This window comes from Nocardiopsis sp. NPDC101807, assembly GCF_044766605.1.
GTDB lineage: Bacteria > Actinomycetota > Actinomycetes > Streptosporangiales > Streptosporangiaceae > Nocardiopsis > Nocardiopsis tropica.
In genome coordinates this window covers 139,014-152,042 of record NZ_JBIWMK010000004.1, presented here as the reverse complement: position 1 = coordinate 152,042, position 13,029 = coordinate 139,014, and the positions used below count along the sequence as shown (strand labels likewise).

11 protein-coding genes and 1 pseudogene are annotated in these 13,029 nt (G+C 72.3%); 3 read left to right on the top strand and 9 right to left on the bottom strand.

Going from position 1 to position 13,029, the window contains the following annotated elements:
- Positions 1-168: 168 nt before the first annotated feature.
- From cysN to ACIRPH_RS13610, 4 genes are all read right to left on the bottom strand, one after another.
- Positions 169-1,437: a sulfate adenylyltransferase subunit CysN gene (cysN, locus tag ACIRPH_RS13625; RefSeq protein WP_402913637.1), complete on the bottom strand. Its 1,269-nt coding sequence runs from the start codon at positions 1,435-1,437 to the stop codon at positions 169-171.
- A gap of 180 nt (positions 1,438-1,617) precedes the next feature.
- Positions 1,618-2,550: a sulfate adenylyltransferase subunit CysD gene (gene cysD / locus ACIRPH_RS13620; RefSeq protein ID WP_402913634.1), complete on the bottom strand. Its 933-nt coding sequence runs from the start codon at positions 2,548-2,550 to the stop codon at positions 1,618-1,620.
- A gap of 49 nt (positions 2,551-2,599) precedes the next feature.
- On the bottom strand, positions 2,600-3,391 hold the full coding sequence (locus ACIRPH_RS13615; protein ID WP_344178913.1) for a 3'(2'),5'-bisphosphate nucleotidase CysQ: 792 nt from the start codon (positions 3,389-3,391) through the stop codon (positions 2,600-2,602).
- A 3-nt stretch (positions 3,392-3,394) separates the two neighbouring features.
- The gene (locus ACIRPH_RS13610; protein WP_402913630.1) at positions 3,395-4,945 is read right to left on the bottom strand and encodes a sugar transferase; all 1,551 of its coding nucleotides are present in this window, start codon (positions 4,943-4,945) and stop codon (positions 3,395-3,397) included.
- Between the two features lie 327 nt (positions 4,946-5,272).
- Here ACIRPH_RS13610 and ACIRPH_RS13605 point away from each other — a divergent pair.
- Positions 5,273-5,416: pseudogene (locus ACIRPH_RS13605) on the top strand (TetR family transcriptional regulator); the annotation flags it as partial.
- On the opposite strand, the gene ACIRPH_RS13600 reads toward ACIRPH_RS13605, so the two are convergent.
- The gene (locus ACIRPH_RS13600) at positions 5,415-6,395 is read right to left on the bottom strand and encodes a DsbA family protein (protein ID WP_402913628.1); all 981 of its coding nucleotides are present in this window, start codon (positions 6,393-6,395) and stop codon (positions 5,415-5,417) included. The pseudogene ACIRPH_RS13605 and the gene ACIRPH_RS13600 sit on opposite strands and share 2 nt — an antisense overlap.
- Positions 6,396-6,469: 74 nt before the next feature.
- On the opposite strand from ACIRPH_RS13600, the gene ACIRPH_RS13595 reads away from it, so the two are divergent.
- A complete protein-coding gene (locus ACIRPH_RS13595) occupies positions 6,470-7,084 on the top strand; it encodes a TetR/AcrR family transcriptional regulator (RefSeq protein ID WP_402913625.1) in 615 nt (204 codons plus the stop codon).
- Positions 7,085-7,235: 151 nt separating this feature from the next.
- On the opposite strand, the gene pth is transcribed toward ACIRPH_RS13595, so the two are convergent.
- The 4 genes from pth to glmU form a co-directional block, all read right to left on the bottom strand.
- Positions 7,236-7,811, bottom strand: coding sequence for an aminoacyl-tRNA hydrolase (pth, locus tag ACIRPH_RS13590; protein ID WP_402914767.1), 576 nt, complete (start codon positions 7,809-7,811; stop codon positions 7,236-7,238).
- 186 nt (positions 7,812-7,997) lie between these two features.
- The gene (locus ACIRPH_RS13585) at positions 7,998-8,597 is read right to left on the bottom strand and encodes a 50S ribosomal protein L25/general stress protein Ctc (RefSeq protein WP_402913623.1); all 600 of its coding nucleotides are present in this window, start codon (positions 8,595-8,597) and stop codon (positions 7,998-8,000) included.
- Between the two features lie 358 nt (positions 8,598-8,955).
- Positions 8,956-9,924 carry a ribose-phosphate diphosphokinase gene (locus ACIRPH_RS13580; protein ID WP_402913620.1) on the bottom strand — a complete coding sequence of 323 codons (969 nt, stop codon included), beginning with the start codon at positions 9,922-9,924 and terminating at the stop codon, positions 8,956-8,958.
- Positions 9,925-9,941: 17 nt separating this feature from the next.
- On the bottom strand, positions 9,942-11,402 hold the full coding sequence (glmU, locus tag ACIRPH_RS13575) for a bifunctional UDP-N-acetylglucosamine diphosphorylase/glucosamine-1-phosphate N-acetyltransferase GlmU (RefSeq protein ID WP_402913617.1): 1,461 nt from the start codon (positions 11,400-11,402) through the stop codon (positions 9,942-9,944).
- 651 nt (positions 11,403-12,053) lie between these two features.
- Between glmU and ACIRPH_RS13570 the strand changes: the two genes are divergently transcribed.
- Complete coding sequence (locus ACIRPH_RS13570; RefSeq protein ID WP_402913614.1) at positions 12,054-13,016, top strand: acyl-CoA desaturase; 963 nt, start codon at positions 12,054-12,056, stop codon at positions 13,014-13,016.
- The last annotated feature ends 13 nt before the right edge of the window (positions 13,017-13,029 follow it).

Here is a 13,029-nt window from a genome sequence, read left to right as displayed (position 1 = left end):
GGGGGCCCCCCCCCCCCCCCCCCCCCCCGCCGGCCGCGGGGGGCCCCCCCCCCGGGGGGGGGGGCCCGCGGCCCCGGGGGGGGGGGGCCCCCCCCGGGCCCCCCCCCGCCCCCCGGGGACCCCGGTCGGCCCCTCCTCCCCCGGCGCCGGGGGAGGAGGGGCGGCCCGCTAGTCGGTCTTGACGACCATGCCCGCTCCGACGGTGGTGTTCGTGGCCTCGTCGATGAGGATGAACCCGCCCGTCTGCCGGTTCCGGGAGTACTCGTCGACGAACAGCGGCTGGGTGGAGCGCAGGCGCACCCTGCCGATCTCGTTCAGGGCCAGGTGGTCGGCCTGCTCGTCGCGGTGCAGCGTGTTGACGTCCAGCCGGTAGCGCAGGTCCTTGACGAGGACCTTCGCCGTCCGGGTGGTGTGCTTGACGAGGAGCCTGGAGCCCTGGGTGAGCTTGCGCGCGTCCGTCATCCAGCAGACCATCGCCTCCAGGTCCTGCGTGACCGTCGGGGTGTTGTTGGGGCGGCAGATCATGTCGCCCCGGGAGATGTCGATCTCGTCCTCCAGCAGGAGGGTGACCGACATCGGCGAGTAGGCCTCCGCGACGTCCCCGTCCGCGGTGGCGATCCTGGCGATGCGCGTGTGCAGGCCGGAGGGCAGGTGGGTGACCTCGTCGCCCGGCTTCAGGACTCCGCCCGCGAGCTGGCCGGCGTAGCCCCGGTAGTCGTGCAGCTCGGGGTCGTCGGACTTGTGCGGGCGGATCACGTACTGCACCGGGAAGCGCGCGTCGATGAGGTTGCGGTCGGAGGCGATGTGCACGTTCTCCAGGTGGTGCAGCAGGGAGGGCCCGGTGTACCAGGGCATGTTCTCCGAGCGGGTCACCACGTTGTCGCCGTGCAGCGCGGAGATCGGCACGAAGGTGAGGTCGCGGGCGTCGAGCTTGGTGGCGAAGTCGCTGAACTCCGCCTTGATCTCCTCGAACCGCTCCTCGGAGTGGTCCACCAGGTCCATCTTGTTGACCGCCAGCACCAGGTGCGGAACCTGGAGCAGGGTGGTGAGGAACGCGTGGCGGCGGCTCTGCTCCTGGAGCCCCTTGCGGGCGTCCACCAGGATGATCGCCAGGTCGGCGGTCGAGGCGCCGGTGACCATGTTGCGCGTGTACTGGATGTGCCCGGGGGTGTCCGCGATGATGAAGGTGCGCCTGGGCGTGGCGAAGTAGCGGTACGCCACGTCGATCGTGATGCCCTGCTCGCGCTCGGCCCGCAGGCCGTCGGTGAGCAGCGCCAGGTTGGTGTGCTCCTCGCCCCGCGCGGCGCTGGTGCGCTCCACGGCGTCGAGCTGGTCCTCGAAGATCGATTTGGAGTCGAAGAGCAGGCGGCCGATCAGGGTGCTCTTACCGTCGTCGACGGAGCCCGCCGTCGCGAACCGCAGGATGTCGTTGCTCATGCTTGCCTGGTCCAATGTGGGAAGTGTGGGCGGCTCATCAACCGGATGGCGGAGGCGGTGGCCCGCGCCGGGACGTCCGTCGGCCGGCGGGCGTCCGGTTCCGCGGCGCCGGTGTCCGTAGGGGTGGTGGAACCCGGTGGGGCCGGGGCTGTGCCGGAGGCGTCCGGCGGGGCGGGCGGGCTAGAAGTAGCCCTCCTTCTTGCGGTCCTCCATCGCGGCCTCGCTGGCGCGGTCGTCGGCCCGGGTCTGCCCCCGCTCGGTGATCCGGGTCGCGGCGATCTCCGCGATGATGTCGTCGATCTCCGCCGCCGTGGACCGGACCGCCCCCGTGCACGTCAGGTCGCCGACCGTGCGGTAGCGGACGGTCTCGTGGAACGGGACCTCGGTCTCGTCGCGCTGGATGATCGGCGAGTCGGCGAGCAGGATGCCGTCCCGCTCGAAGACGCGGCGCTCGTGCGCGAAGTAGATGGAGGGGAGCTCCAGCCGCTCACGCCGGATGTAGGCCCACACGTCCAGCTCCGTCCAGTTGGAGATCGGGAAGACCCGGATGTGCTCGCCGCGGTCGATGCGGGTGTTGAACACGCTCCACAGCTCGGGGCGCTGGTTCTTGGGGTCCCACTGGCCGAACTCGTCGCGGAAGGAGAAGACCCGCTCCTTGGCCCGGGCCTTCTCCTCGTCGCGCCGGGCGCCGCCGAAGGCCGCGTCGAAGCCGTTGTCCTCGATGGCCTCCAGCAGCGCCGAGGTCTGGAGCCTGTTGCGGCTCGCCCAGCGCCCGGTGGGCTCGGACACCTTGCCCGCGTCGATCTGCTCCTGCACCGAGGCCACCACCAGGCGCACCCCGGCCTCGGCGACCCTGCGGTCGCGGAACTCGATGACCTCGTCGAAGTTGTGGCCGGTGTCGACGTGCATGACGGGGAACGGGACGGCTCCGGGCCAGAACGCCTTCTCCGCGAGGCGGAGCATCACGATGGAGTCCTTGCCCCCGGAGAAGAGCAGCACCGGCCGCTCGAACTCCGCGGCCACCTCGCGCATGATGAAGATCGCCTCGGCCTCGAGGACGTCCAGCTGGGAGAGCTGGTAGCGCCCGGGCGCCTGCTGACTCGCCTGACCCATGAATCCGCCTTAGAGATACCGCACGGCCGACGGCGCGGGGGTCCTTCGGTCAGCCCCCCGCGTGCGGACCCGCGCTGTCCAGGTCCGCGCCGTCGCGGATGCTTGCCAACAACATACCCGACAATTCCGATCGGCATACAAGGACATCGGGGAGTAGCGGGTCGGCTACGTTGTAGCGCAGTTCGGAGCCGTCGATCCGGGAAGTGTGCAGGCCGGAGGCCCGCGCGACCGCCACCGGGGCCGCGCTGTCCCACTCGTACTGGCCGCCCGCGTGCACGTAGATGTCGGCGATGCCGAGGAGCACCGCGCAGATCTTCGCGCCCGCCGACCCCATCGGGACCACCTCGGCGCCGAGCTGGGTCGCCATCCGCTGCACGAAGGCGGGCGGCCGGGTCCGGCTGGCCGTGATGCGCAGCCGCTGGCCCGCCGGGCGCTCCTCGGGCAGCCAGGGCGGGTCGACCGTGGACAGGGTGCTGCCCTGCGCGGGGAGCGCCACGGCCCCCGCGACCAGGTCGCCGTCCTCCCACAGGGCGACGTGCACCGCCCAGTCGGTGCGGCCCGCCTCCGCGAACTCCCGGGTGCCGTCGAGCGGATCGATGATCCACACGCGCCTGGCCCGGAGCCGGGAGTGGTCGTCGGCGCCCTCCTCGGAGAGCACCGCGTCGCTGGGCCTCAGCCGGCCCAGCGCCGAGAACAGGAACTCGTGGGAGGTCCGGTCCCCCAGCGTGCGCAGCACGTCGGGTTCGTCGAAACCGTGCCGGGCGCGCAGGCGCAGCAGCAGCTGTCCCGCCTCGCCGGCCAGGTCGCGGGCCACCTCATGATCGTTTCGGATGCTCTTCACCGGCTAGTATGCTCCCGCCCCACGGATCACCGCTGACCACGTCTTCCACAGGATCTGGATGTCCAGCGTCAGCGACCAGTTTTCCACGTACCGCAGATCGAGGCGGACCGATTCCTCCCACGAGAGGTCGGACCTGCCGCTGACCTGCCACAGGCCCGTCAGCCCCGGTTTGACCACCAGCCTCCGGCGGACGTCGTGCCCGTACTGGGCGACCTCCTCCGGCAGCGGCGGCCTGGGGCCGACGAGCGACATCTCACCCCGGACCACGTTGACGAGCTGGGGGAGCTCGTCGAGCGAGTACCGGCGCAGCCATGCCCCCACGGACGTCACCCTGGGGTCGCGACGCATCTTGAACAGCACACCGTCGTGCTCGTTGCGGGGCTGGAGCATCGCCTTCAACGCCTCGGCCCCGACCACCATGGTACGGAACTTGTACACGGTGAACTCGGCGCCACCCCGGCCCACGCGGGTCTGCGTGAACAGCGCGGGGCCCCGGCCCTCCCCCCGGATGAGGACGAACAGCACCAGGAACAGGGGGGACAGCAGGATCAGGGCAAGCGCGGCGGCGGAGCGGTCGAAGACCGACTTGAGCACGCGGCGGACGCCCACCAGCTCGGGGTGCTCCACGTGCAGGAGCGGCAGGCCCGCGACCGGCCGGATGGAGGTCCGCGGCCCCGCGACCTCCATCAGCGCCGACGCGACGATGATGTCGGTGCCGTTCTTCTCCAGCCGCCAGGCCAGGCGGCGCAGTTCGACCCCGTCCATCTCGGGGCAGGCGAGGACCGCCACCGTGTCGGCGCCGACGAGGGCCGCCGCGTCCGCCGCGTCCTCGAAGGAGCCGAGGACCGGGCAGTCCTCCACGGAGTCCGTCCCCATGCCGGCGACGGTGTCGTCCGGCGGCAGGCACACGCCGACGACGCGCATGCCGTGGTAGATCTCGTCGCGGAACCGGCGGATCAGCTCCCCCGCGGCCGTCCGGTGCCCGACGACCACGACGCCGCTCATGCACAGCCCGGAGCGCCGCCTGCGGTGCAGGGCCTTGCGGCGCGCGTACCGCAGGGCGAGGCTGGCCAGGAGGACGAGCGGGAGCGCGACGAGGGCGTAGCCGCGCGCCAGGTCGAACGTGACCGCGTACGCGCCGATCGCGACGGACGCGGCGAGCGCGACCCCGGCCGTGGCGACGCGCCGGTACTCCTCGGTGCCCACGCCGAGGAAGCGCCGCGCGTAGCCGCCGCCCAGGTAGACGAACAGGACCCACACGAAGGGCAGGAGGAGGGACAGCAGGAGGTGGGTGGAGGCGGCGGGCGCGCCCGGTGAGCCGTGGAAGCGGAGGACCGTTCCGCCCAGGGTCGCGGCGTAGGCCGCGGCGAGGTCCAGCACGACGAGGCTCGCGACGTAGGGCCGCGTCCAGGACCCGGAGCGCGTCCGCGGCCCGGCGCCTCCCCCGGTGAGCAGCGGTCCGATCCCGGCGTCCCGCCCGCCGGCGCCGTCTCCGGCGCCGACGGCGGTGCGCGCCGGCTGTTCACGGACGGCCTTCACCCCGCTGGTGACCATGCTTCCCCCAAGACCACGGCTGTGGAGCCCTACTACGCGTCATCACCCCGGGCGCCACTGGCATCGACACAGAGGGCATGAGCGGGGCGTCTGGTCGGGCGCACACAGGACCGACGACCCGAACAGTAACCAAAAGTAGTGGAAAAGTCGCGCCGAGTGGCAGGTTGTCGGGCAAGAAGACCTGGTCAAGCCAAGAATGTGTCTGTTCCGAGACGCGAAACGCCCCGGAGGACACGCCGGGGACGGACAGAAGCGGGCCCGGGTAGGGGACGACCGAAACCGTGCGCGGAACGTGACGACCCGCGGGCCCGGCGCACCCGTGACCGGCTGCGCGCCGCCCTCCTCGCCCTGACCGCCGAGCAGGAGCTCGCCGACGTGACGATGTCCGCCGTGGCGCGGCGCGCCGAGGTGAACCGGGCGACGGTGTACCAGCACTACGCCGACCTGGACGCCCTCGTCGCCGACGCCGTCAGGCGTAGGAGGGGACCATCGCCCCCGCCAGGCGCAGGTGGAGCGCGGCAGACTCCTCCTCCCCCTGGCGCTGGAGGGTCCGCCCCAGCAACAGGCGGGCGTAGGCGTCGTCCGGGGCCTCCTCGACCAGGGCCTCCAGCCCCCGCCTGGCGCGGTTGAGCTGCGCGGAGCGGTAGTGGGCGCGGGCGGCGAGCAGGCGCACGCCCCGGTCGGCGGCATGCCCGTCGAGCAGCGGCCGCAGGAGCACGAGGGCCCCGAGCGGGTCGCCCGAGTCCAGCAGGGCCTCCGCCAGGCGGAAGCGCTCGACCTCCTCCGGGAGGCCCCGGGGCTCGTGCCCGGCGGCGGCGACCAGGAACCCACGGATCTCGTCGGGGTGCTGCGCGCCCTCCAGGGCGCGGCCGTTGGCGACGAACGTCGGGGAGGTGCGGACACCGGCCGCCCGGCCGCGCAGGACCAGCTCCCGGACCTCCTCCCCTCCCTCCCCCGCCCGGAGGAGGCTGCCGCCGTCCGGGAAACCGGCCTCCCCGGCGATCCGGTCGAGGACCGGGGCGGAGCCGATGTCCTCGCCCGCCACGAAGTGGGCGCGCAGGACGCCCTCCACGACGACGTCCTGGAGTCCGGGCCCCCCGGCCCGGCCGGCGAGCAGGACGAGCCTGTGGGCGTCGTGGCTGCTGACCCTCCAGGTCGCGCCCCAGCAGGGCCCCAGGCCCTCGGACGCCGCGATCTCCGCGACCCGGGCCCGGTTCTCCCCCGGCGTCAGCGCGGGTGCGCACGCCCGGAGGGCGTCGTCCACGGAGGGGTCCTCCAGCAGCGCGCCCAACGGCTCGCCGGCCGCGGGGGCGGAGGGGTCGATCCGGTACGGGCGCCAGACCACCTCCACGGACTCCGCGTCGGACAGGCCGGCAAGGGCCCGCTCCAGACGCCGCTTGCCGATGTACATCCAGGGGCAGACCACGTCCGCCCAGACCTCGATCCTCATACCCCGGACTCTAAACAACAGCTGTCGTTTAAGCAACAGGTGTTTTTTAGGCTGGCGTGTCCTAGCCTGGAACGGTGAACCCCGACGACCCGCGGGCCCGGCGCACCCGTGACCGGCTGCGCGCCGCCCTCCTCGCCCTGGCCGCCGAGCAGGAGCTCGCCGACGTGACGATGTCCGCCGTGGCGCGGCGCGCCGAGGTGAACCGGGCGACGGTGTACCAGCACTACGCCGACCTGGACGCCCTCGTCGCCGACGCCATGGACGACGCCGTCGCTCACGTGGCGCGGTGCGCGGCGCTGTGTCCGCTGGACGCCCCGCGGGACCGGCCGCCGGAGCCTCTGGTGGACCTGTTCACCCACGTGGCCGAGAACGCCGTGCTGTACCGGCGGATGCTTTCCGACCAGGGGAGCCCCCGGTTCGCGAACCGCCTGCGGGAGCGCCTGGCCGGGGAGCTGGCCGCGCGCCTCGCGGCCGGGGAGGGGCCGGCAGGGTCGGACGACGTGCCCGTGCGCACACACGCCGCGTACCTCGCGGGGGCGCTGGTCGGGGTGATCGCCGACGGCGTCCGCGCCGGAACCGGCGGGCCGGGACCGGCCGAGGGACGGCCGGGCTCGGAGGGGGAGGACGGCGGGGCGGTCGGCGGGGCGCACGCCCTCGCCCTGGCGACCTGGCGGCTGCTGCGCGGCTGAGAAGCGGGGCCGGGGTCCGGGGCGCGGAGGGGGAGGCCGTCCGGGCGGAGGTCCCCGGCGGCAGGAGGCGGCTTGAACGGGGGGCCGGCCCGGCCCGGGCCGGGGCGCCCGGCGAGGGCGGGCCGTCCGTGACGGCCCCCCGGCCGCCCCCTCAGGCCGCGGTGTGGAAGATGTTCTGGGCCCGGCCCAGACCGTCCCGGAGGACCGTGCGCACGGCGTCCGCGGCCCGGTCCACCTCCAGGTCCAGCTCGGCGCGCTCGGCCGCGGAGAAGTCCTTGAGCACGTACGCGGCCGGGTCCATGCGTCCCGGCGGACGTCCCACCCCGAAGCGCACGCGGATGTACTCCGGGCTGGACAGGGACGCCGTCATCGACTTGAGCCCGTTGTGCCCGCCGGGCCCGCCGCCCTTCTTGAGCTTCAGCGCACCGAAGTCGATGTCCATCTCGTCGTGCACCACGATGATCCGCTCGACCGGCACCTTGTAGAACCTCGCCAGGCCGGCCACCGGGCCGCCCGACAGGTTCATGAAGGTCCGGGGCTTGGCTAGGACCACCGGCACGCCCTCCAGGCGCGTCTCCACCACCTCGGCGTGCGCCTTGTGCGCCTTCCAGCGCTCGCCGCCGGCGAGCGCCCCGACCACCAGGAAGCCCGCGTTGTGCCGGTTGCCCGCGTACTTGGGCCCGGGGTTGCCCAGCCCCACGACGAGCCAGCGCTCGGCCTCGCCCATGTCCCCGCTCCCCCCTTCGGCGCCCCTGCCGCCGCTCCCGCCCGCGGTGTCGCCACCGCCGGCTTCCTTCCTGCCCGACAACGCCCTCAACCAGGTCCACATGGGGAACGACCCTACCGATACGGCGAACGCGCGGCCCCCGTGGGAACCGCGCGTTCGTCCAGATCCGTGGACAGCTCCACCGCCCTACTCGGCGGCGGCCTCCTCGGCGGCCCCGGCCGCCTCGGTGCTGGTCTCCGGCTCCTCCTCCACGCGGGGCGCGGAGACGGTGAGCACGATGGTCTCGGGGTCGGTGACCAGGGTGGCGCCCGTGGGCAGCTTCAGGTCGCCTGCGGTCGGGTTGGCCCCGATCTCCAGGCCCTCGATGTCGAAGTCGACACCGGTGGGGATGTTGGTGGCCTCAGCCTCGACGGTCACGGTGACGAGCTCCTGGTTGAGCACACCCGGGGCCTTGACCTCACCGGTCAGGTTCACCGAGATCTCAACCTCGACCTTCTCGCCCTTGGACACGACCAGGAGGTCGATGTGCTCAAGGAAGCCCTTGATGGCGTCGCGCTGCACACTCTTGGGCAGGGCGAGGTTGTCCTTGTCCAGGCCTTCGAGGCGGATCAGGACGTTAGGGGTCTTCAGGGCGAGCATGAGCTCGTGGCCCGGCAGGTTCAGGTGGCGGGGCTCGGTGCCGTGGCCGTAGAGGACGGCCGGCACCTTACCCGCGCGGCGGGCGCGACGGGAGGCGCCCTTGCCGAATTCCGTGCGGGGCTCGGCAGCGATACGTACCTCGGACACGACAAAACTCCTCGGGTTCAACCCCGCAGCACGGGGAACACGACTCCAGTAGTACGAACGATTCCCGCCCTCGGCGGAGAATGCGGCGGGGTCTCCCCTCAGGCAGGGGACGCGACCGCCCTGGTTCCAGGCGTGCCCGGCGAGCCGCCACCGGACCCGTCCGGCCCGGGAACGCTCGTCGCGCACCCCTGCCCGTGCTCCTGAGCGAAGCCGAACACGACTCCACCCGGGCACGGGGACACTCGGTCAAGTCTACTGGCTTCACCGACGACTCAGAACACGCCCCGTCGGCGGACGCCTCCCGGACCGGGAGGCCGTCAACGGGGCGCGCGGGACTTGGCGGGAACTTGGCGCGGGCCTACTCGAACAGGCTCGTGACCGAGCCGTCCGTGAAGACCTCGCTGATCGCGCGGGCCACCAGCGGGGCGATCGAGAGCTGGGTCAGCTTCTCGAAGGCCCGCTCCTCGGGGACGGGGAGCGTGTTGGTGATGATCACCTCGGAGATCCGCGAGTTCTGGAGGCGCTCGGCCGCCGGGCCGGACAGCACGCCGTGCGTGGCGGCCACGATGACCTTCCTGGCCCCCTGCTCGAACAGGGCCTCGGAGGCCTTCACGATGGTGCCGCCGGTGTCGATCATGTCGTCCACCAGGACGCAGACGCGGTCCTTGACCGTGCCGACGACCTCGTGGACCTTCACCTGGTTGGCGACGTCCGGGTCGCGCCGCTTGTGGATGATCGCCAGGGGGGCGCCGAGGCGGTCCGCCCAGCGGTCGGCGGTCCGGACGCGGCCCGCGTCCGGGGAGACCACGGTGATCTCGGAGCGCTCGACCTGGCTGGCCACGTGGTCGGCCAGGATCGGCAGCGCGAAGAGGTGGTCGACCGGGCCGTCGAAGAAGCCCTGGATCTGGTCCGTGTGCAGGTCGACGGCCATCATCCGGTCCGCGCCCGCGGTCCGGAACAGGTCGGTGACCAGGCGCGCCGAGATGGGCTCGCGGCCGCGGTGCTTCTTGTCCTGGCGGGCGTAGCCCAGGATCGGCGTGACCACGGTGATCCGCTTGGCGGACGCGCGCTTGAGCGCGTCCACCATGATCAGCTGCTCCATGATCGACTCGTTGACCGGGTCGGCGTGGCTCTGGATGACGAACGCGTCGCAGCCGCGGACCGACTCCAGGTACCGCATGAAGATCTCACCGTTGGCGAAGGTGTCGAACCGGGTGGGGACCACCTCGATCCCCAGCTCCTTGGCTACCTCCTCGGCCAGCCCCGGGTGCGTGCGTCCCGAGAACAGCATCAGGTTCTTCTGGCCGGTGGCCTTCATGCCGGTCACGTGTTTCTCCCCCACAGTCACTGCTTGTCGTCGGCTCTGTGCCGATCGGCCTTGTCCGCCGCCTCGGCGGAGGGCGTGCCCGGGCGCTTGCGCCGGGTCCAGCCCTCGACGTTGCGCTGGCGGTGCCCCTCGGAGATCGCCAGCGCGCCGGGCGGAACGTCGTCCCTGATCACGGTCCCCGCACCGGAGTAGGCGCCGTCGCCCACGTGCACGGGCGCGACGAAGGTGTTGTCGCTGCCGAGCCGCACGTGGTCGCCGATGACGCTCCGGTGCTTGTCCACCCCGTCGTAGTTGACGAACACGGAGGAGCAGCCGATGTTGCTGCCCACGCCGATGTCCGCGTCCCCGACGTAGGTCAGGTGCGGGATCTTGGATCCGGCGCCCACGTTCGAGTTCTTGATCTCGACGAAGGCGCCGGCCTTGGCCCGCCCGGCCAGGCGGGTGCCCGGCCGGAGGAAGGTGTAGGGGCCCACCGTGGCCCCGGGACCGATCTCGGCCCGGTCGGAGGTCGTCTCGCGCACCTGGGCGCCCTCGCCGACGACCGTGTCCCTCAGGTCGGCGCGGGGGCCGACGACGGCGTCCTCTCCGACGACGGTGGCGCCGAGCAGGCGGGTGCCGGGCTCGATCACGGCGTCGCGTCCGATACGGACCTGCGCGTCCACCCACGTGGAGGCGGGGTCCACCACCGTGACCCCCGCGAGCATGTGCTCGGTGAGGAGGCGGTCGTTGAGGACGCGGCGGGCCTCGGAGAGCTGGACGCGGTTGTTGACGCCCTGCACCTCGTGCCAGTCCTCGGCGATCCAGGCGCCGACGCGGTTGCCGTCCCCGCGCAGGAGCGCGACCGCGTCGGTGATGTACTCCTCGCCCTTGGCGTTGTCCGTGGACAGGCGCTTGACGACCGCGGACAGGAGCGCTCCGTCGAACGCGTACATGCCCGAGTTGATCTCGTCGATCGCGTGCTGCTCGGGGGTGGCGTCGGCGTGTTCGACGATGCCGGTGAAGTCGCCGTCGCCGTCGCGCACGATGCGCCCGTAGCCGTGGGGGTCGGGGACGCGGGCGGACAGCACCGTGACGGCGTTGCCCTCCTTCTCGTGGGCGGCCACCAGCTCCGAGAGCGTGGAGCCGCGCAGGAGCGGGGTGTCCCCGCACGTCAGGACGACGGTGCCGGCGAGCTCGGTGCCCTTGGCGGCGAGGTCCTCGACCGCCATGCGCACGGCGTGGCCGGTGCCGTTCTGCTCCTCCTGGACCGCGGTGGCGGCCTCGGGGGCGACCTCCGACAGGTGCGACCGGACCTGCTCCCGGGCGTGGCCGACGACCACGACCGAGTGGTGGGGGTCCAGTTCGCCCGCGGCCGCGAGAACGTGGCCGAGCATGCTGCGGCCGTTGAGTTCGTGGAGGACCTTGGGAAGCTTCGACTTCATTCGGGTGCCCTCGCCCGCCGCGAGGACGATGACGGCAGCCGGACGGTTCACGCTCACTGAAGGAGACCCCTCGTGATAGCTGGCATTGAACTGTCGGCTCACCCTTCGGCGGCTCGACCCGCGTGCCGCGCGGGCGGCCGTCGGATGACCAGCGGCCGACATGGGAAGGATACATGCGTGTCACAGGCGTCCAGCGGGCGCGTGACGCCGGGGCGTGGAGCCGGGGCCGGGCCGTGCCTGTGGCGTCGGGTTCCGGGGCGTTCTGTGAGATGCGCCGCGCCACCGGGCCGGGCCCGGCGCCGGGGCGCCCGGGGCGTCCGCGCGCAAGGGCCGGGGCCGCCCTCGCGCGTACGGGGGACGGGTCCCGCTCCGGCGCGGCCGGGCGGGGGCGGAGGGTTTGCCTCGCGCGCACGGGGACAGGGGTGGGGGGAAAGGGTGAAGGGCTCCCGGACCAGGGCTCGAACCTGGACGATGGGGACCAAAACCCCACATGCTGCCGATTACATCATCCGGGAAGGCAGGGCGCGCACGCGTTGCGCCGTACGCCAGGCACCAACATAGCGCCTCCGGTGGAGGGCTTGCCAAACCTACGGGGTCGTAGGTTACGGTTACGTAGGAATAGGTTGGGCCGTCGCGACGGGTGCTCCGCGCCTCTCGGACACCGTCCGACCGCGAGGACCCTGCCGTGACGACGAGGTGTGTACGACCATGACCGCTGCTGCCGAGCTGCCGACCGAGAACGCCGAGGGGAAGCGCGAGGCGATCCCCGAGTACGAGCCGGAACTGCGGGGCAGGGCCGAGCGCTTCACCGTCTTCGCGTTCGTCTTCATCCCGCTCATCGCCCTGCTCGCCTCCGTCCCCTTCTTCTGGGGATGGGGCCTGAGCCTCACCGACATCGCGATCGCGTCGGTCTTCTACCTCATCAGCGGCCTGGGCATCACGGTCGGCTTCCACCGCCACTTCACCCACGGCTCCTTCAAGGCCAACCGCCCGCTGCGGATCGCGCTCGCGGTCGCCGGCTCGCTGGCCATCGAGGGCAGCGTCATCAAGTGGGTGGCCGACCACCGCCGCCACCACAAGTACGCCGACGCCGAGGGCGACCCGCACTCGCCGTGGCGCTTCGGGGACGACTGGAAGTCCGTCGCCAAGGGCCTGTACTACGCGCACATGGCCTGGATGTACCTGGACGACAAGAAGACCTCTCCGCGCCGCTTCGCCCCGGACCTGCTCAAGGACAAGGACATCGTCCTCGTCGACAAGCTGTTCCTGCCGATCGTGATCTTCTCCCTCGGCGCCCCCGCCCTCATCGGCGGCCTCGTGACCATGTCCTGGTGGGGCGCGGTCACCGCGTTCTTCTGGGCGAGCCTGGTCCGCGTGGCGCTGCTGCACCACGTCACCTGGTCCATCAACTCCATCTGCCACACCATCGGCGAGGAGAACTTCGAGGTGCGCGACCGCTCCCGCAACGTGTGGTGGCTCGCCATCCCGTCGTTCGGCGAGTCCTGGCACAACCTGCACCACGCGGACCCGACCTGCGCGCGCCACGGCGTGCTCAAGGGCCAGATCGACATCTCCGCCCGCGTGATCTGGGCGTTCGAGAAGCTCGGCTGGGCCACGAAGGTCCGCTGGCCCAACAACGACCGGCTCGCCGCCAAGCGGGTCAAGGTCTAGGATCAGTAGCCAT

Bases quoted from the DNA above. Each gene is read 5' to 3' on its own strand.
- ACIRPH_RS13610 (WP_402913630.1), bottom strand. From the start codon at position 4,945: ATGGTCACCAGCGGGGTGAAGGCCGTCCGTGAACAGCCGGCGCGCACC.
- pth (WP_402914767.1), bottom strand. From the start codon at position 7,811: ATGGGCGAGGCCGAGCGCTGGCTCGTCGTGGGGCTGGGCAACCCCGGG.
- cysN (WP_402913637.1), bottom strand. From the start codon at position 1,437: ATGAGCAACGACATCCTGCGGTTCGCGACGGCGGGCTCCGTCGACGAC.
- cysD (WP_402913634.1), bottom strand. From the start codon at position 2,550: ATGGGTCAGGCGAGTCAGCAGGCGCCCGGGCGCTACCAGCTCTCCCAG.
- ACIRPH_RS13600 (WP_402913628.1), bottom strand. From the start codon at position 6,395: ATGAGGATCGAGGTCTGGGCGGACGTGGTCTGCCCCTGGATGTACATC.
- ACIRPH_RS13570 (WP_402913614.1), top strand. From the start codon at position 12,054: ATGACCGCTGCTGCCGAGCTGCCGACCGAGAACGCCGAGGGGAAGCGC.